The following is an 18,628-nucleotide window of genomic DNA, read 5'->3' on the forward strand; positions in this document are numbered from 1 at the left end:
AATAGAAACGTTTCAACACCGATAAATAAAAGAATTTGGTAGAAAAATACAAAAAAATGTTGGATAATAATAATAAATAGTACAATTTGATGAAAAAAATCTGTGCAAAGTTGGACTTCAAAATAAAAATAAACAAATTATAATTAAATTAAGTCGAAGGGGAAAAGGTGAGAATATGAACCGAAGAGGCAATAAAATATTAAACGAATTAATTTGGAATGAAAAACTGAACATATCAGAATTTAAAGAAAAATATAATGTTCAGGAACGCTCCATACGACTGGATATTAAGGGAATAAATGATGACTTGCAAAAAGCAGGATTGCCGGTTATTTCCGAAAATTCTGAGGGAGAATTAGAGCTAGAAAATAAGAGACAAATCAATATAAAAGAATTTGAAAAATTTATTACAAATTATGATTTTTATTCATATACAATGACTAAAAATGAAAGACACACTGTTTTGGCATTGATACTTCTTAATGGAAGAGAATACATAACTGTTGATAAATTAAAAAAAGAAATTGGTGTAAGTAGAAATACAATTTTAAGTGATTTACAGGAATTGAAAATATGGTTTGAAGACAGGGATATGAATTTAAAAGCCAAAGCTCATGTGGGTTATACAATTGAAGCATCAGAATCACAGATTCGTGAGAATATTTTGAAGTTATTGGAAATTAACAGTGAAGAATATTATCAAAACGGATATATGCTTAATATTTATTGGAATCTACTTTTGAAACAAGTTGATTATGCACAGAGTTTTGATTATTTGAAAAGTATTCTTTTAGAGGAAGAGGAAGATACAGGAGTTATATTAGAAGATTACTCATTTTATGAAGCTATTGTTGAATTGGTAATAATGGTAAACAGAATGAGTCGGGAGAAATATCTTACTTCTTTTGAAGAGAGTGGAAGAGAAGAAATTGAAATTAGTTCAAAGTATCCATTTAGTAAATCGGTGCTCAATAAAATAGCAGTAAAATATGACATCAGAATAACAGAAGAAGAAATACTTATGTTTACTAAGTGCCTGAGAAGAAAGAGATATCTTAAGGGTGAAAGAAACAGTGCAAATTCTTTGGATATAAAGGTAATGATTGCAGAAGCAATTCATTCGATATCAGGAAAATTAGGAATAGATTTTTATCTTGATTTTGGATTGTATGATTTGATGGTTGCTCATATGAAATCGGCTGTCTACAGAGTTATGAATGGAGAAGTTTTAGTAAATCCGTTCAAAGAAGCAATTATAAACGATTATCCTGAAATACTGAAGATTGTACATAAGGAATTAGAAAAACTGGAAGGATTTATAGGAAAGAAATTTTCGGAAGATGAGGTATTATTTCTTGTTTTGTATTTTGCATCAGTAATTGAAAAAGAAAAAGTTGAAAACAATAAAAATAAAAAAATTCCGGTAGCACTTGTTTGTGCAACAGGAAGAGGAACAGTTCAATTTATGTTGGCAAAGTTAAAAATACTTGATGATATTATAGAAATTGTCAGTGTATCGTCACATCATAATATGAAGGAAATAGAACAATCGGGAGCTAAGATGATTATTTCAACAATTCCTTTACCGGATGCAGTTTTACCGAGTGTAGTCATAAGAAGTCCAATGCTAGATGACAAGGATATACTGAATATTCAACAAAAAGTATTTGAACTTAAGGGACAGAATAAAGAAGAAATGGAATTGCCTAATATAAAAGATATAAATGAGAATACCGGAAAGGACATACAAGGAGCATTTTATCAATTACTTTCAACAGATAGAATTGTTCTTGATTATCCGGCTAAAGATTGGGAAGAGGCAATAAAATGTGCAGGACAGTTACTCCGTGATTCAGGAACTGTAACAGGTCAGTATATTGATGAAATGGTTAACAATGTAAAAAAACATGGAGCATATATTGTAGTATGCAAGGGAATGGCACTTCCACATGCTGATAGTAGTAAGGGAGTTATAAAAGAGGCAGCCTCATTTGTAAGACTAAAAAAAGGAATAGAATTCGGAAGTGAATTTAACGATCCGGTAAGATATGTAATAGGAATGAGTATTAAGGATGCTGAAAGCATTAATCAGGCAATATATGACATGATGATGATTTTTGGAGACGAAAATAATATCAGGAAGTTTGATGAACTTCCTAATGAACAATCAGTTTTAGATATGATAAAGAGTTTTGAAAAAAAGTAAAAGGAGAGAGAAAGATGAAAAAGATAACAAGCAATAAAGAAAAACATTATTTAGCAGTTACTTTATCAGGTGAAAATGACAAAGAAGTTTTAACACAGATGGCTTCAGCATTACAGGAGGAAGGATATGTAAAGGATAGTTTTCCTGAGGCAATCCTAAAAAGAGAAGAAGTTTATCCTACAGGTCTTCCGGTTGGAGAAATAAGTGTGGCAATTCCACATACAGATCCTGAACATGTAAATGATGCAGCAATTTGTCTTGGAATTTTAGACAAACCCGTAACATTTAATGTAATGGGAATGGAGGGAGAAACAACTGATGTTTCAATATTGTTTATGCTTTCAATTAAACATAAAGAAGATCAAATGGATATGCTCCAGAAATTAATAACCGTATGCCAGAATCAAGATACATTAAAAGAGATTATGGCACAGGACATGGACAAAATTAATGAAGTTATGACCACTCTTGTAGAGGGGTAGGAACTTAATAAATTGCCAAAAGGCAAATAATTATATGAAAGGAGAAACAGATATGAAAAGAATAGTTATCGCATGTGGATCAGGAGTAGCAACATCAACAGTTGCAAACCAGAAGGTATCTCAGTATCTTAATGAGCACGGATATGCAGGAAAATACCAGATTGAACAGTGTCAGGTATCTGAACTTGCAGAAAAAGCAAAAAATGCTGACTTTGCCATTGCTACAACAGTAGTTGGTGGAAACATTCCTTGTCCTGTAATACCTGGACTTCCATTATTGACAGGTATCGGAGTTGACAAATTGTTCAGTGATGTAGAAGAACAGATGAAAAAGTAGAAAAAGTAACACGTAAGAAAATATTTGAAATTATTTTCAAATGAGATTAAGAAGGGAGAAAAAGCATGCAATATATTATTGATTTTTTTAGTTACATTAATGGTTTAGGTGCAAGCGTAATGATGCCAATTATTTTAACAATTTTTGGTGTTATTTTAGGAGCAAAGTTTGGTAAAGCCCTTAGAGGTGGATTAACAGTAGGTGTAGGTTTCATTGGACTTAACCTTGCAGTAGGACTTATTGGTACTTATTTAGCACCGGCAGTTCAGGAAATGGCCGACAGATTCCATTTATCACTTACAACTGTAGATGTAGGTTGGCCTGCAGCAGCAGCGATTGCTATGGGTACAACAATTGGTCTTATAATTATTCCAATTGGTTTAATTGTTAACATTATTATGTTACTTACAAATACAACTCAGACAATCGACGTTGATATTTGGAACTATTGGCATTTCGCATTTACAGGTTCATTAGTTGCTATTGTAACAGATAACCTTGCATATGGTATTATAGCAGCTGTTATTAATATTATTATAGTATTTGTAATTGCTGACTACACAGCACCAAAGGCAGAAGAAGTTTTAGGAATGCCGGGCGTTTCACTTCCTCATGGATTTACAGCAGCCTTTGTTCCATTTGCAATCGTAGTTAACTGGATTATCGATAAGATTCCGGGAGTTAACAAGATCGATATTAATATTGAAAAATTACAGAAGAAATTCGGTGTATTTGGTGAACCAATTATTATTGGTACAGTATTAGGTCTTGTTATCGGAGTATTAGCAGGATATCCATTAAAAGACATTTTAACATGTGGTATTTACTTAGGTGCTGCATTAGTACTTATTCCAAAAATGGCTGCATTACTTATGGAAGGTCTTATGCCAATTTCAGAAGCAGCTCAGGGATTTATTTCAAAGAGATTCTCAAACAGAGGAAAGATTTATATTGGACTTGACTCAGCAGTAGGTGTAGGACATCCTGTTACATTAACAGTATCACTTATTCTTGTACCGGTTGCTGTATTCCTTGCAGTTATTCTTCCTGGAAACACAGTACTTCCAATGACTGACTTATCAGTATTACCATATATGTTCGTATTAATTGTACCATTAGTTGGTGGTAATGGATTCCGTGCAATTATAACAGGTATTGTTGCATTAATCGGTGGTTTATATATTTCAACTGACCTTGCAGCAGTTACTACATCTGTAGCTCATACAGTAGATGCAGCTACATATGATGGTGTTACAAAGATTTCATCAATTTGTGATGGTGCAAACCCACTTACATGGCTTATTTACAGAGCAGGTAACTTAAGCATTATAGCATTAGTGGTTGTGGGAATTGTAGCACTTGCATTAGCTTTCTTAAACAGACAGCGTATTATTAAAGCAGCTCATGCTGAAGAAAAATAAAAATGAAAGGTAAATGTATATATGAAAAGTTATGTGTATAATAAATCACACTATTTCATTCAACATACTTTACCGGGGTTATTCACACTCCTGATTGGGCTTTATTGCCTAATCAGGCAGGTGATGACCGGATTTAGTGGTTTGTTGATGTTTATATTAATCATTTGTGTATATAATGTGTGGAATGAATTTATATCTTTAAGTAATCCGTATGAATTTGAATTGGGAAAAGACAGTGTAACTTTTCGTGCATACAAACAGGAACATACTTATAAGATAAGTGAAATGACAAATTTCTCAATGAGAATGGTTGCAGGAAATACATCAATATATATGAATATAAATAAAGGTGGGATTTTAAAAGGAAGATATTGGATTAGAGTATCTGAATTTGAAGAACAGGATGAAATAGTAGATTATTTTTATGATTTAGATGAAAAAGTTAATCCGGATTCTGTTGTTACCAGAGCAAGAAAAGAAGGTAGAGAAAGATTAGCTCAGAAAAAAGAACTGGAAAAACAGAAGAAAATCAGTAAGAAATTAGTTAAAAATTAATTAGTATATAGTAAATTTGAAAACAATGTAATTAAAATAGATTATTTTATTTAATCCATAGGATTGATAGGAGGGATAGTAATGCTGGTAACATTAAAAGAATTACTTGATGAAGCGAAAGTAGAACATAAGGCAGTTGGAGCTTTTAACGGTACAACACTAGAAGCAATCAGAGGAATTATTCAGGCGGCGGAAGAACTTAATTCACCTGTTATATTACAGCATGCACAAAGCCATGATGATTTAATTGATTTAGAAGAGATAGGACCGGTTATGAAGTATTATGCTGAAAGGGCGAAAGTTCCTGTTGCATTACATTTAGACCATGGTTCAAGTTTTGATAGATGTGTTCAGGCTTTAAAATTAGGCTTTACATCCGTTATGTATGATGCATCAGCTAAAAGTTTTGAAGAAAATGCAGCAGAAACAGCAGAAATAGTTAAAATTGCACATGCAGTTGGAGCAAGTGTTGAAGCTGAATTGGGACATATTTTCACATCAAAAGTCGTACAGGGTGAAGGAGCAGGAGCTGATAGCACTGATGATTATGAAGACTTAGATAACATATATACAGATCCTGAAGTAGCAAAGAAGTTTGTTGAAATGACAAATGTAGATTGCCTTGCAGTTGCATTTGGTACGACACACGGAGTATATCTGACTGAACCAAAATTGGATTTACCTAGAGTTGCAAGACTTAGAGAAGCAACAAACATTCCATTGGTTATGCATGGTGGTTCAGGAGTATCAGATGAGGATTATGCTGTAGCTATTGAAAATGGAATTTGTAAAGTTAATTACTATACATATATGAATACAGCAGGTGGAAAAGCATCAAAGGAATATTGGCAGGATGATAGTAAGCCATTGTTCTATGACTCAATGTCATTAGTTGCAACAGAAGCAATTAAAGAGGATGTAAAGCGTGCAATAAAGGTATTTCAGAAAATAAAATAATTAACTACTACTTAATTTTATGAAAAGGAGAGTATAGATGGCAGTATATAAAGAAACAATTATGTTAAAATCACACGGTGGTACACCAACATATGTAAATATTACACCACAGGTTAGAGAAGCAATAGAGAAAAGTGGAATAAAGAATGGAATTTGTGTAGCAATTTCACCACATACAACATGCTCAGTATTTTTTGAAGAATTTGTACATGATTACAATGAAGCAGGAGATGAATTTTTACAGGAAGATTTGAATGATGTATTAAAGAAAATCATACCTGATCATGTAAATGCAGATCAGTATAATTATCCTGGTGAAGAACATTATAAAGCTGTTGAATCATGGCCTGATGCAGCTACATATTTACCAAATGGTGATAGAACAGCCTTATTTAATGGAGATGCCCATTTAAGATCTACACTTGTTGGTTCAAGTGCCACATTGGAAGTTGATGATGGAAAATTGGGTGTAGGACCTACGGGATATGTTTATTTTGTAGATTTTGACAGAACAAGAGAAAGAACAAGAAAATGTAAAATTATTGTTATAGGAGAATAGGAGGAGAGTAAAATGGCAAAAGCAGAATCACCTTTTTTGATTGTTAATCCAAAGTCATATTTATATGGTGAAAAAAGTTTGGAATTAGCAAAGGCAGCAGATAAAACTGCAAAAGAAACAGGACTTCAGATTTATTTTACATGCCCATATGCTGACATAAGATTAATAAAGGAAAATACAGAAAATCTTATTGTGTGTGCTCAATCAATGGATCCTTTGACTCCTGGAAGAGGAATGGGACATGTACTTCCTGAATCATTAAAGGAAGCAGGAGCAGAGGCAGTATTTTTAAATCATGCTGAAAATCCTAAAACAGTTTCAGATTTATATGCAACAATTAAAAGAGCAAAAGAATTAGGAATGATTACAATAGTTTGTGCAGATTCAACAGTTGAGGCAAAGGCAGTTGCATGTATGGATCCTGATATAGTATTAGCAGAACCAACAGATTTGATTGGAACAGGAAAGGTAGCAGATGACTCATATACTATTGAAACAGTAAAGGGTCTTCACGAGGTTAATCCTAATGTATTAGTAATGATTGCATCAGGAGTAAGCACAGCAGATGATTGCTATAATGTAGTAAAACTTGGAGCAGATGGAACAGGTGCTACATCAGGTATTTTAAATGCACCATCTCCGGCACAGAGAGTACATGAAATGGCTGAGGCAATCGTTAAAGCTAAAAAAGAGAAATAGCCACATTGACATAACTAGTCTTTCATAATTTGGGGAGTAATACTAAATAATTTTTATTACTCCCTACCTTTTTGCATAAATTATATACTTAACATCTGGTTTGAGGGGCAACTACTTTATTTTTTACAAAAAATGTGATATTCTTGTCTTAGATTTTGCTTAATTTTACAAAAATTATACTTTTAAATAATAAAATAAAAGATAAATATAAGAGATTAAGAAATAATAGAGAAAGAATATATAATGATGTTTCCTTAAATGAAGGAGACAGAATGGAGTATCATGAAGAATATTTCAATATTGGGGTCTACTGGTTCAGTGGGAACTCAGACATTAGAAATTGTAAGAGCTAATAATGATTTAAAAGTAGTTGCAATTGCAGCTAAGAAAAATATAAAGAAACTTGAAGAACAGATTAGAGAATTTGATCCTGAAATTGTATGTGTATATGATGAAGATGCAGCTGAACAATTAAAGATTTCTGTTGCAGATAAGAATGTAAAGATAGTAACAGGAATGGATGGATTAATTGAAGCAGCGACATATGATAAGGCTAAGTTAGTTGTAACGGCTTTTGTGGGAATGATAGGAATAATACCTACTTTAGAATGTATAAAAGCCGGAAAGGATATTGCATTAGCTAACAAAGAGACTCTTGTTACTGCAGGACATTTGGTAATGGATTTAGCAAAGAAACATAACGTAAAGATATTACCTGTAGATAGTGAGCATAGTGCAATTTTTCAATCAATAAATGGAGAAAACCATAAAGAAATTGATAAGATAATTTTAACAGCTTCAGGCGGTCCGTTTAGAACATGGGAAAAATCAAAAATGAAAAACGTTACCATTGAAGATGCTTTAAAACATCCTAATTGGAAGATGGGACCAAAGATTACAATTGATTCAGCAACTATGGTTAATAAAGGCTTAGAGGTATTAGAAGCAAAATGGTTATTTGACGTGGATGTAGATGATGTTCAGATAGTAATTCAGCCTCAGAGCATTATTCATTCTATGGTTCAGTTTAATGATGGTGCTGTTATGGCCCAATTAGGTTTGCCAGATATGAAATTACCAATTCAATATGCAATTTATTATCCGGAGAGAAGATATCTTGCCGGAGAAAAAGCAGATTTTGGAAAAATAGCCCAAATTACATTTGAAGACCCGGACTTTGAAAAATTTAAAGGTTTATCACTTGCATATAGAGCAGGAAAGATAGGAGGTTCTATGCCTACGGTTCTTAATGCAGCAAATGAAAAAGCAGTTGCAATGTTTTTAAACCGACAGATAAGTTTTTTGGAAATTACGGAAATTATTGAATATTGTATGAGTTATCATCAGACTATTCATAATCCGACGGTACAACAGATATTGGATATTGAACAATGGGTGGATGAAATAGTCGATAAAAGATGGTAACATAATTAATTTGCGTATTGTAGGTTGAAAATAAACAGATTTGGGATAATGGGATGAAGAAAGGAGAGTATGAGATATATGAAAAGTCTCATACAAATAACATTATGAAGTTTTTTATTGACACAGCAAACGTAGATGATATCAGAAAGGCAAATGATATGGGAGTTATTTGTGGTGTAACTACAAACCCATCATTGATTGCTAAAGAGGGAAGAAATTTTAACGAAGTTATTAAAGAAATTACTACTATTGTAGATGGACCTATAAGCGGTGAAGTTAAAGCAACAACAACTGATGCAGAGGGTATGATTGCAGAAGGAAGAGAAATAGCTTCAATTCATCCGAATATGGTTGTAAAGATTCCAATGACTGTCGAGGGCTTGAAGGCTGTCAAGGTACTTTCAAAAGAAGGAATTAAAACAAATGTTACTTTGATTTTTTCAGCAAATCAGGCAATACTTGCAGCTGAGGCAGGTGCATCATATGTATCACCATTCCTAGGAAGACTTGATGATATTAATCAGCCGGGAATTGATTTAATAAGAACAATAGCAGAAATTTTTGATATTTACGGATATGAAACTGAAATTATAGCTGCATCTGTACGAAATCCAATTCATGTTACGGATTGTGCATTAGCAGGAGCTGATATTGCTACAGTTCCTTATAAGGTAATTGAAACAATGACAAAGCATCCATTGACAGATCAGGGAATAGCTAAATTCCAGGCAGATTATAAAGCTGTATTTGGAGAATAAAATAAAAAAGTTCGATTGTAACGAGCCGAACTCAGAGATGCTACGCATCTTTTTCGTTACGGCTGTCGCGGATGAATAAAAAAGTTCGATTGTAACGAGCCGAACTCAGAGATGCTGCGCATCTTCTTCGTTACGGCTGTCGCCGCATAAATAAAGAAAGACCAACACGAGTTTTCAAGCAAGCTTGAAACGTAGTGTTGGTCTTTCTTTATTTGCGTGGCTCGTTACAATCGAACTTTACGTATTTTTTACTTAGAGATGGTTATGGATTTTACATTGGGCATTTATGATTAAGAAGAATTAACAAATGCGCATATTTAGTTAATTATTTTTAAACTAAATAAAAGAAAATGTAAATTAGAGCGATGAAATAAATCGTCAGATTATGGAGGAATTAAGAAATGAGAAAATTAGCAGTTTTAGCACTTAGTGCAGCATTAGTTATGGGAACAATGACAGGTTGTGGTTCTACAAATTCAGACGCAAAGAATTCTGATAATGCAGGAACAAATAAAAGCGCAAGTTCAGAAACAGGATTTGATACATCTAAAGATATTTCAGTTGTTTCAAGAGAAGATGGTTCTGGTACAAGAGGAGCTTTCATTGAATTAACAGGTGTTGAAGAAAAAGATGCAGATGGAAATAAGGTTGATAACACAACATTAGATGCAAGCATTACAAACAGCACAGAAGTAATGATGACAACGGTGTCAGGAAATGATTACGCAATCGGTTATGCTTCACTTGGTTCATTAAATGACACAGTTAAGGCAGTTAAAGTAGGTGGAGTTGAAGCTACAGCAGATAACATTAATGCAGGTACATATACACTTGCAAGACCATTTAACATCGTAACAGGTGATAGCGTAAGTGAAGTAGCACAGGATTTCATTAACTATATTATGAGTGAAGATGGACAGAAAATTATTTCAGACAATGGTTATATCGAAGTAGAAAATACAGGAAGTTTTACATCATCCAAAGTAAAAGGAAGCATCGTAGTAGCCGGTTCTTCATCAGTAACTCCTGTAATGGAAAAATTAAAAGAAGCTTATGCCAAAGTTAACTCAAATGCATCAATTGAAATTCAGGAAAGTGATTCTACAACAGGTGTTAATTCAGCAATTGAAGGAACATGTGATATCGGAATGGCATCAAGAGATTTAAAGGATGAAGAAAAAGGAGTTAAGGCAACAGCAATTGCAAAAGACGGTATTGCAGTAATTGTTAATAATAACAACACAATTGATGACTTAACAGTAGATCAGATTAAAGATATTTTTACAGGTGCAGTTACAACTTGGGCAGATGTTAAATAATTTGAAAATCAACAAAGCTTAGAATTTGAAAAAATAAAAAGTGAAATTAAGCCTGGCTAGCAAAGTATTAATTGGTAAGTCAGGCTTAAGAAATATATGAGGAAAAGAAATGCAGGAAAAAAATAATGTAGGCACAAATACAGGATGGAAAAAATTCAAAGAGTTATTTATGAAAATAATTTTTTTGATTGCAGCCTGTGTGTCAATTGCAGCGGTAGCTTTGATTTGCATATTCTTATTTGCAAATGGAATACCGGCAATAAAAGAAATTGGATTTACTAAATTTATATTTGGTACACAGTGGCGTCCGACGAATAACATATATGGTATTTTACCAATGATTGTAGGAAGTATATACGTTACAGCCGGAGCATTGATTATAGGTGTACCAATTGGGCTTTTAACAGCTATATTTTTAGCAAGATTTTGTCCGAAGCCTTTGTACAAAATACTTAAACCTGGAATTGAACTCATGGCTGGAATCCCATCGGTAATATATGGTTTCTTTGGATTGGTTGTTTTGGTACCGGCAGTAAGAGATAATTTTGGTGGTGATGGTCTTAGTATGCTAACAGCAAGCATGTTACTTGGAATGATGATTTTACCAACAATTATTTCGGTATCAGAGTCATCTATAAGGGCCGTACCTGATAAATATTATCAAGGGGCATTAGCACTTGGTGCAACACATGAAAGAAGTGTTTTTCTTACTGTTGTTCCGGCAGCAAAATCAGGAATTTTGGCAGCGGTTATATTAGGAGTAGGAAGAGCAATAGGAGAAACAATGGCAGTAATTATGGTTGCAGGAAATCAGCCAAGAATGCCGGAGGGTATGTTAAAAGGTGTTAGAACGTTAACAACAAATATAGTAATGGAAATGGGATATGCTGCGGGATTACATAGAGAGGCACTTATAGCAACAGGTGTTGTTCTGTTTGTATTTATTCTTATAATCAATCTACTGTTTTCAATTATAAAAAATAAAGAAAAACATCAATATTAAAGGAGTAAAGTAGATTATGAATAATGACAAATTATCACAAATAAAAGGAATAAATAAAGTTTCCTTTTTACAGAGATTAAAAAGTTATAAAAGAAAACCGGGCTCCTTTATATTGTTATTATTAGTTGGATTAGCAGCACTAGCAACAACATTATGCTTAGGTTTTATAGTTTGCTATATATTAATTAAAGGTATACCAAACCTTACACCTGATTTATTCGCATGGGAATATAATTCAGAAAATGTATCAATGATGCCGGCGATTATAAATACTATATCAATGACATTGTTGTCACTTCTTTTTTCAGCACCAATTGGAATATTTTCAGCAATATATCTTGTGGAATATGCAAAAAGAGGAAATAAACTTGTTGGAATTATGCGAATAACAGCAGAAACATTAACAGGAATTCCTTCTATTGTATATGGCTTATTTGGAGCATTATTCTTTGTTTCAACTCTTAAATGGAAACTTTCATTAATGGCAGGTGCATGTACATTGGCGATTATGGTACTTCCTGTAATATTAAGAACAACAGAAGAAGCATTAATGTCTGTGCCGGATTCATATAGAGAAGGAAGTTTCGGACTTGGAGCAGGAAAGTTAAGAACAGTATTTAAGGTAGTTTTACCGTCAGCCATTCCCGGAATTCTGTCAGGAGTTATTCTTGCAATAGGTAGAATTGTAGGTGAAACAGCAGCTTTAATTTATACGGCAGGTGCAGCTACAAAGGTAGCAGGAGGGTTATTTGAATCAGGAAGAACTTTAGCAGTTCATATGTACAGCCTTTCAAGAGAAGGATTACATACAGACCAGACATATGCTACAGCAGTAGTACTTTTAATTATGGTACTTCTTATAAATGGAGCATCAGGACTTATTGCAAAGAAATTTGAAAAGGCAAGTGGCGGAGAAAAATAAAGCTAAATAATAATAAAAAAAATGAAAAGAATTCCGAATGAATTTAAAGGAGAAAGAAATGAGTAGTAAATTTGATGTAAAAAATTTGAATTTATATTATGGCGAATATCATGCCCTAAAAAATGTAAATATGGAAATACCTGAAAAACAGATTACAGCATTCATCGGACCTTCAGGATGCGGAAAATCAACTTTCCTTAAGACATTAAACAGAATGAATGATTTAGTTGAAGGATGCAAAATAACAGGTGATATAAAGTTAGATGGTGAAGATATATATGGAAATATGGATGTAAATCTTTTGAGAAAAAGAGTAGGAATGGTATTTCAGAATCCAAATCCATTCCCAATGAGTGTGTATGACAATATAGCTTATGGACCAAGAACACATGGAATCCATTCAAAAAGTAAATTAGATGAAATAGTAGAAAAGTCATTGAGACAGGCTGCAATTTGGGATGAATTAAAAGACAGATTGAAAAAATCAGCTTTAGGATTATCTGGTGGACAGCAACAAAGATTATGTATTGCAAGGGCATTAGCAGTTGAACCGGAAGTTATTTTAATGGATGAACCTACATCAGCACTTGATCCTATTTCTACATCAAAGATTGAAGATTTAGAATTAGAGCTTAAAGATAAATATACAATTATTATGGTAACTCATAATATGCAACAGGCAACAAGAATTTCAGATAATACAGCCTTCTTTTTACTTGGAGAAGTAATTGAATATGATAATACAGAAAAACTATTCTCAATGCCTAAAAATAAAAAGACAGAAGAGTACATTACAGGAAGATTTGGCTGATTTTATAACACGTTGGTCGTTATATATCGAATATATACTAAAAGAGCAAATGTTCTACAAGGCATATGAATGTTATCAATGGAAAGAGAGGTTGGACGAAAATGAGAGATAAATATATGAAACAGTTGGAAAACTTAAACAACAATATGATTGAAATGGGGGCAATGATTGAAAAATCTATAGAGAATGCGATTTCTGCATTAGTAAGACAGGATGTTGAAACAGCAAAGAAAGCGATTGAATATGATGCTGAAATTGACGAAATGGAAAAGAATATTGAAAACATGTGCATGAAAATTTTACTAAGCCAGCAACCGGTAGCAAGTGATTTACGTACGGTTTCATCAGCTTTAAAAATGGTTACCGATATGGAAAGAATAGGTGACCATGCAGCAGATATTTCAGAAATAACAATAATGATGGCAGATAAGCCATATAGATGTAAATTAGAAAAGATTGAGAAAATGGCAAAAGAAACAATGATAATGCTTGTCCAAAGTATAGAGTCATATGTTAACAAGGATATTGAGAAAGCTAAAGCGGTAATAAATCATGATGATATAGTTGATGGATTATTTGACGAAGTAAAAAAAGCCCTGATTGTTGCCATAAAAGATGATGAGGAAGATGGAGAACAGATGGCAGATTTATTAATGGTTGCAAAATATTTGGAAAGAATAGGCGACCATGCAACAAATATATCCGAATGGGTAATTTATTCAATTACAGGAAAAAGATAAAAACATTAAATTACAGTTTAAGCCAAAGGATGAAATAGGCGGAATGGAGTGTATTATGAATAGCATTTATTTAATAGCCGAGAAAATTACAAAGGGAAAAAATATTAGTACATATAAGATGTTTTTAGTATTAAGTGTAGTGATATGGTTAATTGGAATGTCTGTAATAGCAGTTCCATTTTTTATAACAGGTAAGATTTCCTGGCAGATAATGGCAATTATTGTAGGATATCCGACAACATTTTGCGGATTATTTGGTGGAACAATATATTTATATCGTAAAGATTGAAATTTTACATAGATTTTACATGAATATCCCTCTGACTTTACACTGCTAAAATACAATGCAAATGTAAAAAGAATGTAAATAAAAACGTAAGACATAAAGCCTAAGTAGTTTAACAAATATATTTGGCAGTAAGGCTTTAGGTAAAACACAGGAGGAAATTTATGGATATTTTCAATGTATTGTCCCTTATTGGAGGATTAGCGTTATTTCTTTATGGAATGAATGTTATGGGTGATGGACTTGCGAAGACAGCAGGTGGAAAATTAGAAAAAATATTGGAAAAACTTACATCAACACCTATAAAAGGCGTTATTTTAGGTGCTGCTGTAACAGGAGTAATTCAAAGCTCATCAGCTACAACTGTTATGGTGGTAGGATTTGTTAATTCGGGAATAATGAAACTGACGCAGGCAGTTGGAATTATCATGGGTGCAAATATTGGAACAACAGTTACATCATGGATTCTTAGTTTATCAGGAATTCAAAGTGATAATTTTTGGATTAAAATGTTAAAACCGTCATCATTTTCACCAATATTAGCTGTTATAGGTATTGTATTTTTATTATTTACAAAAAGTGAAAAGAAACATGATATTGGAACAATTCTTCTTGGATTTGCCGTTTTAATGTTTGGAATGGAAACAATGAGCGCAGCAGTAAAACCATTGGCGAATGTTCCTGAATTTACAAATATTCTTACTATGTTTTCTAATCCAATACTTGGTATGTTGGCAGGTGCAGTTCTTACAGCGGTGATTCAGAGTTCATCGGCATCAGTAGGAATTTTACAGGCATTATGTGCTACGGGATTTGTATCATATGGAGTTGCAATACCGATTATAATGGGACAGAATATAGGAACATGTGTTACAGCATTGATTTCAAGTATAGGTGCTAAGAAAAACGCAAAGAGAGCAGCTTTTGTACATTTATATTTTAATGTAATTGGAACTACAGTATTTATGATTGTATTTTACCTTGTAAATGGATTTGTGCATTTCTCATTTTTAGGTGATGCAACAAATGCAGCAGGAATAGCAATAGTTCATAGTTTATTTAATGTAGGTGCAACAATATTGCTTTTACCTTTTGGTAAGGTTCTTGTTAAGCTTGCAACACTTACGGTAAGAGATGAAAAAGAATCAGAAGATATTGCAGAAGATAAAACATTAGAAATGCTTGATGCTCGTTTTCTTGAAAAACCTGCATTTGCTGTAGTACAAAGTGTAAGCGTTACAAAGAAAATGGCTTCATTGTCAAGAGATGCTTTATTTAAGGCAATGAGTCTGTTTGAAAATTATGATAAAAAAACAGCTGAAGATGTAGTAAAACTGGAAAATAAAATTGACCAGTATGAGGATCAGCTTGGAACATATTTAGTAAAATTAAGCAGTAAGCAGTTATCCTTAAATGATAGCCAGACAGTATCAATTATGCTTCATGTAATTGGGGATTTTGAAAGAATCGCAGATTATGCGATTAATATAAGTAAAAAGGCAGAAGATATGCACAGTAAAGGATTGAAATTCTCATATGTTGCCTCAAAGGAACTTCAGGTGTATGGAGATGCCCTTAAAGAGATTATGAATATGACTGTAGATGTGTTTACAGCAGATAATTTGGATGAGGCTGTAAGGGTAGAGCCACTTGAAGAAGTAATAGACAGACTTAATTCTAAGATAAAGAAAAATCATGTTAAACGATTACAAAATGGAGAATGTACAATAGATATTGGTTTAATTCTCGAAGATACAATTACTAATTACGAAAGAGTTGCAGATCATTGCTCAAATGTAGCAGTATGTATGTTGCAGGTAAGAGAAGATGAATATGGAACACATGAATATTTAGATAATGTTAAACATGATGATACACAGTTTAAAAAATTATATCAGGAATATAAAGAAAAGTACTATTTAAACTAAGAATATGATATGCTTTAGTTATGTTATGTGAATAAAAAATGAGCATAATATTAGTATGCAGATTAGACAGAAATAGTTTTATGATAAACACAAGGAGGAAGATATGGCTTTAATATATATTGTTGAAGATGATAAAAACATACAGGAAATAGAAATGTTTGCATTAAAAAACATAGATTACGCTGTAGAGGGATTTGAATGTGCCGGAGATTTTTACAAAAGGCTGTATGAGAAACTTCCGGACCTTGTGTTGTTAGATGTGATGCTTCCGGATGAAGATGGTCTTGAAATAGTAAAAAAATTAAGAAAAAGACCGGATACCATGAGAGTGCCAATCATCATGGTTACAGCTAAAACTACAGAAATAGATAAAGTAAAAGGACTTGATATGGGAGCAGATGATTATATAACCAAACCATTTGGAGTAATGGAACTTATATCAAGGGTAAAGGCACTTCTTAGAAGAAGCAGAAATCTGCAGGAAGAAAAAATGATATCTATAGGTAATGTGTTTATGGATACTGAAAAAAGAGCTGTTTATGTAAATGATGAGCCTTGTGAACTTACATACAAAGAATTTGAACTATTAAAATTACTTATGATTAATGCAGGAATTGTATTACATAGAGATACAATAATGGCAGACGTATGGGGAACAGATTACGAAGGTGAATCAAGAACATTAGACATGCATATAAAAACTTTAAGACACAAACTTAAAGAGGCAGGAAATAGAATTAAGACGGTAAGAAATGTAGGATATAGGATGGAGTAATGTAATGAAGAAAAAAATAAATACGCAATTTATTATAGTTTCATTTATTGCTATTATATTAACTATGAGTTTGTCTGTAGGAACATTTTATGAATTGTTTGTACAAGAAATGAGAAATGACATGAAAGCATACACCCATGTACTTAGAAGTGCAGGGGTGTTTAATGCGTCTAATGAGGAAAAATTAAATCTCAAAAACGAAGATTTGCGAATAACAATAATAGATGCAGATGGAACTGTTGTTTATGATAATGAAGCAAATGATATTGAAATGGATAATCATAAAGACAGACCTGAAATAGAATCGGCGCTCAAAAATGGTGAGGGCTCAGATGTTAGAAAATCTTCAACTCTTAATAAGAGCACATATTATTATGCAGTACTTTTGGATGATGGACAGGTTTTAAGAATTGCAAAAGAAGCTAGTAGTGTGTGGAATATTTTTATAAAAGTGCTTCCGCTTATTTTAGGAATCATAATATTAATGCTTTTTTCTGTTGGAATTATTACTCATTATATTACAAAAAGTATTGTAAAACCGGTAGAAGAACTTGCTAATAATATTGATGAAATAAAAGATATAAAAACATATAAAGAGATACAGCCTTTTATCGATACAATAAAGAAACAACATGAGGATATAGTAAAAAATTCTCATGTGCGGCAGGAATTTACAGCGAACGTATCGCATGAATTAAAGACTCCTCTTACATCCATTTCAGGATATTCGGAATTAATTGAAAATGGAATGGCAACACAGGAAGATACTATAAGATTTGCAGGAGAAATACACAAAAGTTCTCAAAGACTTCTAACACTTATAAATGACATCATAGAATTGTCTGAACTTGATTCGTCAGAAAGCAAAGTTGCAATGGAAACAGTAAATATATACGACATTGCAAAAAATTGTGTGGAAATGCTTAAATTTAATGCTAAAGATCATGGAGTCAATTTAAAATTTGAAGGAACACCATGTAATATAACTGCTAATAAGATGATGATGGAAGAATTAGTGTATAATCTTCTGAGTAATGCTATCAGATATAACAGAGAGGGTGGAAGTGCCACTGTACGTGTTAATAAAATATTAGATAGAGTAAATCTTGAGGTACTAGATACCGGAATAGGAATTTCAAAGGAAAATCAGAAACGAATATTTGAAAGATTTTACAGAGTTGATAAGAGCAGGTCAAAATCAACAGGTGGAACAGGACTTGGACTAGCAATAGTTAAGCATATTTTGATAAAACATAATGCACAGCTTGAACTCGAGAGTACCGAAGGAAAGGGAACTCATATAACAGTAATCTTCCAACCATCACAAAAAAAAGGCTTAATCAATAATAAAATCCGGTAGCCGGATGAACGATGGTTAGAATAAAAGTATAAAGAAATGTAAATGAAAAGGCTTATAATATAGAAGAATCGAATACTTCTGTATT

The 18,628-nt window shown here is 32.7% G+C and carries 19 protein-coding genes; all 19 read left to right on the top strand.

Features of this window, described 5'->3' with window-relative positions:
- The first annotated feature begins 175 nt into the window (after nucleotides 1-175).
- The 19 genes from DWW96_RS06135 to DWW96_RS06225 all read left to right on the top strand — a co-directional run bounded on the left by DWW96_RS06135 (nucleotide 176) and on the right by DWW96_RS06225 (nucleotide 18,543).
- Nucleotides 176-2,206, top strand: coding sequence for a BglG family transcription antiterminator (locus DWW96_RS06135; protein ID WP_117909798.1), 2,031 nt, complete (start codon nucleotides 176-178; stop codon nucleotides 2,204-2,206).
- A gap of 14 nt (nucleotides 2,207-2,220) precedes the next feature.
- Nucleotides 2,221-2,688 carry a PTS sugar transporter subunit IIA gene (locus DWW96_RS06140; protein WP_117909799.1) on the top strand — a complete coding sequence of 156 codons (468 nt, stop codon included), beginning with the start codon at nucleotides 2,221-2,223 and terminating at the stop codon, nucleotides 2,686-2,688.
- Between the two features lie 52 nt (nucleotides 2,689-2,740).
- Nucleotides 2,741-3,025, top strand: coding sequence for a PTS sugar transporter subunit IIB (locus DWW96_RS06145; RefSeq protein WP_117909800.1), 285 nt, complete (start codon nucleotides 2,741-2,743; stop codon nucleotides 3,023-3,025).
- A gap of 65 nt (nucleotides 3,026-3,090) precedes the next feature.
- On the top strand, nucleotides 3,091-4,446 hold the full coding sequence (locus DWW96_RS06150) for a PTS transporter subunit IIC (RefSeq protein ID WP_117909801.1): 1,356 nt from the start codon (nucleotides 3,091-3,093) through the stop codon (nucleotides 4,444-4,446).
- Between the two features lie 147 nt (nucleotides 4,447-4,593).
- Nucleotides 4,594-5,001: a hypothetical protein gene (locus DWW96_RS06155; RefSeq protein WP_243003028.1), complete on the top strand. Its 408-nt coding sequence runs from the start codon at nucleotides 4,594-4,596 to the stop codon at nucleotides 4,999-5,001.
- 81 nt (nucleotides 5,002-5,082) lie between these two features.
- Complete coding sequence (locus tag DWW96_RS06160; protein WP_117909803.1) at nucleotides 5,083-5,958, top strand: class II fructose-bisphosphate aldolase; 876 nt, start codon at nucleotides 5,083-5,085, stop codon at nucleotides 5,956-5,958.
- A gap of 37 nt (nucleotides 5,959-5,995) precedes the next feature.
- On the top strand, nucleotides 5,996-6,517 hold the full coding sequence (locus tag DWW96_RS06165; RefSeq protein ID WP_117909804.1) for a YjbQ family protein: 522 nt from the start codon (nucleotides 5,996-5,998) through the stop codon (nucleotides 6,515-6,517).
- A gap of 12 nt (nucleotides 6,518-6,529) precedes the next feature.
- The gene (locus DWW96_RS06170; protein ID WP_117909805.1) at nucleotides 6,530-7,216 is read left to right on the top strand and encodes a triose-phosphate isomerase; all 687 of its coding nucleotides are present in this window, start codon (nucleotides 6,530-6,532) and stop codon (nucleotides 7,214-7,216) included.
- Nucleotides 7,217-7,498: 282 nt separating this feature from the next.
- A complete protein-coding gene (locus DWW96_RS06175; protein ID WP_117909806.1) occupies nucleotides 7,499-8,641 on the top strand; it encodes a 1-deoxy-D-xylulose-5-phosphate reductoisomerase in 1,143 nt (380 codons plus the stop codon).
- 104 nt (nucleotides 8,642-8,745) lie between these two features.
- Nucleotides 8,746-9,399: a fructose-6-phosphate aldolase gene (fsa, locus tag DWW96_RS06180; RefSeq protein ID WP_117909857.1), complete on the top strand. Its 654-nt coding sequence runs from the start codon at nucleotides 8,746-8,748 to the stop codon at nucleotides 9,397-9,399.
- Between the two features lie 401 nt (nucleotides 9,400-9,800).
- Complete coding sequence (locus tag DWW96_RS06185) at nucleotides 9,801-10,718, top strand: substrate-binding domain-containing protein (protein WP_022088470.1); 918 nt, start codon at nucleotides 9,801-9,803, stop codon at nucleotides 10,716-10,718.
- 109 nt (nucleotides 10,719-10,827) lie between these two features.
- Nucleotides 10,828-11,721 (top strand): phosphate ABC transporter permease subunit PstC, encoded by an 894-nt coding sequence (gene pstC, locus DWW96_RS06190; RefSeq protein WP_117909807.1) that lies wholly within the window; start codon nucleotides 10,828-10,830, stop codon nucleotides 11,719-11,721.
- Nucleotides 11,722-11,737: 16 nt separating this feature from the next.
- The gene (pstA, locus tag DWW96_RS06195) at nucleotides 11,738-12,643 is read left to right on the top strand and encodes a phosphate ABC transporter permease PstA (protein WP_022088472.1); all 906 of its coding nucleotides are present in this window, start codon (nucleotides 11,738-11,740) and stop codon (nucleotides 12,641-12,643) included.
- 58 nt (nucleotides 12,644-12,701) lie between these two features.
- On the top strand, nucleotides 12,702-13,454 hold the full coding sequence (pstB, locus tag DWW96_RS06200; protein ID WP_117909808.1) for a phosphate ABC transporter ATP-binding protein PstB: 753 nt from the start codon (nucleotides 12,702-12,704) through the stop codon (nucleotides 13,452-13,454).
- Between the two features lie 101 nt (nucleotides 13,455-13,555).
- Nucleotides 13,556-14,194: a phosphate signaling complex protein PhoU gene (phoU, locus tag DWW96_RS06205; RefSeq protein WP_117909809.1), complete on the top strand. Its 639-nt coding sequence runs from the start codon at nucleotides 13,556-13,558 to the stop codon at nucleotides 14,192-14,194.
- A gap of 55 nt (nucleotides 14,195-14,249) precedes the next feature.
- On the top strand, nucleotides 14,250-14,483 hold the full coding sequence (locus tag DWW96_RS06210; RefSeq protein WP_117909810.1) for a hypothetical protein: 234 nt from the start codon (nucleotides 14,250-14,252) through the stop codon (nucleotides 14,481-14,483).
- 161 nt (nucleotides 14,484-14,644) lie between these two features.
- Complete coding sequence (locus DWW96_RS06215) at nucleotides 14,645-16,408, top strand: Na/Pi cotransporter family protein (protein WP_117909811.1); 1,764 nt, start codon at nucleotides 14,645-14,647, stop codon at nucleotides 16,406-16,408.
- A gap of 103 nt (nucleotides 16,409-16,511) precedes the next feature.
- Nucleotides 16,512-17,183 carry a response regulator transcription factor gene (locus DWW96_RS06220; protein ID WP_022088477.1) on the top strand — a complete coding sequence of 224 codons (672 nt, stop codon included), beginning with the start codon at nucleotides 16,512-16,514 and terminating at the stop codon, nucleotides 17,181-17,183.
- A gap of 4 nt (nucleotides 17,184-17,187) precedes the next feature.
- The gene (locus DWW96_RS06225; RefSeq protein WP_117909812.1) at nucleotides 17,188-18,543 is read left to right on the top strand and encodes an ATP-binding protein; all 1,356 of its coding nucleotides are present in this window, start codon (nucleotides 17,188-17,190) and stop codon (nucleotides 18,541-18,543) included.
- Nucleotides 18,544-18,628 lie beyond the last annotated feature (85 nt).

Source organism: Eubacterium sp. AF17-7, assembly GCF_003461285.1.
Taxonomy (GTDB): Bacteria; Bacillota; Clostridia; order Lachnospirales; family Lachnospiraceae; genus Eubacterium_U; species Eubacterium_U album.

Bases quoted from the DNA above. Each gene is read 5' to 3' on its own strand.
- DWW96_RS06135 (WP_117909798.1), top strand. From the start codon at position 176: ATGAACCGAAGAGGCAATAAAATATTAAACGAATTAATTTGGAATGAA.
- DWW96_RS06140 (WP_117909799.1), top strand. From the start codon at position 2,221: ATGAAAAAGATAACAAGCAATAAAGAAAAACATTATTTAGCAGTTACT.
- DWW96_RS06145 (WP_117909800.1), top strand. From the start codon at position 2,741: ATGAAAAGAATAGTTATCGCATGTGGATCAGGAGTAGCAACATCAACA.
- DWW96_RS06150 (WP_117909801.1), top strand. From the start codon at position 3,091: ATGCAATATATTATTGATTTTTTTAGTTACATTAATGGTTTAGGTGCA.
- DWW96_RS06155 (WP_243003028.1), top strand. From the start codon at position 4,594: ATGTTTATATTAATCATTTGTGTATATAATGTGTGGAATGAATTTATA.
- DWW96_RS06160 (WP_117909803.1), top strand. From the start codon at position 5,083: ATGCTGGTAACATTAAAAGAATTACTTGATGAAGCGAAAGTAGAACAT.
- DWW96_RS06165 (WP_117909804.1), top strand. From the start codon at position 5,996: ATGGCAGTATATAAAGAAACAATTATGTTAAAATCACACGGTGGTACA.
- DWW96_RS06170 (WP_117909805.1), top strand. From the start codon at position 6,530: ATGGCAAAAGCAGAATCACCTTTTTTGATTGTTAATCCAAAGTCATAT.
- DWW96_RS06175 (WP_117909806.1), top strand. From the start codon at position 7,499: ATGAAGAATATTTCAATATTGGGGTCTACTGGTTCAGTGGGAACTCAG.
- fsa (WP_117909857.1), top strand. From the start codon at position 8,746: ATGAAGTTTTTTATTGACACAGCAAACGTAGATGATATCAGAAAGGCA.
- DWW96_RS06185 (WP_022088470.1), top strand. From the start codon at position 9,801: ATGAGAAAATTAGCAGTTTTAGCACTTAGTGCAGCATTAGTTATGGGA.
- pstC (WP_117909807.1), top strand. From the start codon at position 10,828: ATGCAGGAAAAAAATAATGTAGGCACAAATACAGGATGGAAAAAATTC.
- pstA (WP_022088472.1), top strand. From the start codon at position 11,738: ATGAATAATGACAAATTATCACAAATAAAAGGAATAAATAAAGTTTCC.
- pstB (WP_117909808.1), top strand. From the start codon at position 12,702: ATGAGTAGTAAATTTGATGTAAAAAATTTGAATTTATATTATGGCGAA.
- phoU (WP_117909809.1), top strand. From the start codon at position 13,556: ATGAGAGATAAATATATGAAACAGTTGGAAAACTTAAACAACAATATG.
- DWW96_RS06210 (WP_117909810.1), top strand. From the start codon at position 14,250: ATGAATAGCATTTATTTAATAGCCGAGAAAATTACAAAGGGAAAAAAT.
- DWW96_RS06215 (WP_117909811.1), top strand. From the start codon at position 14,645: ATGGATATTTTCAATGTATTGTCCCTTATTGGAGGATTAGCGTTATTT.
- DWW96_RS06220 (WP_022088477.1), top strand. From the start codon at position 16,512: ATGGCTTTAATATATATTGTTGAAGATGATAAAAACATACAGGAAATA.
- DWW96_RS06225 (WP_117909812.1), top strand. From the start codon at position 17,188: ATGAAGAAAAAAATAAATACGCAATTTATTATAGTTTCATTTATTGCT.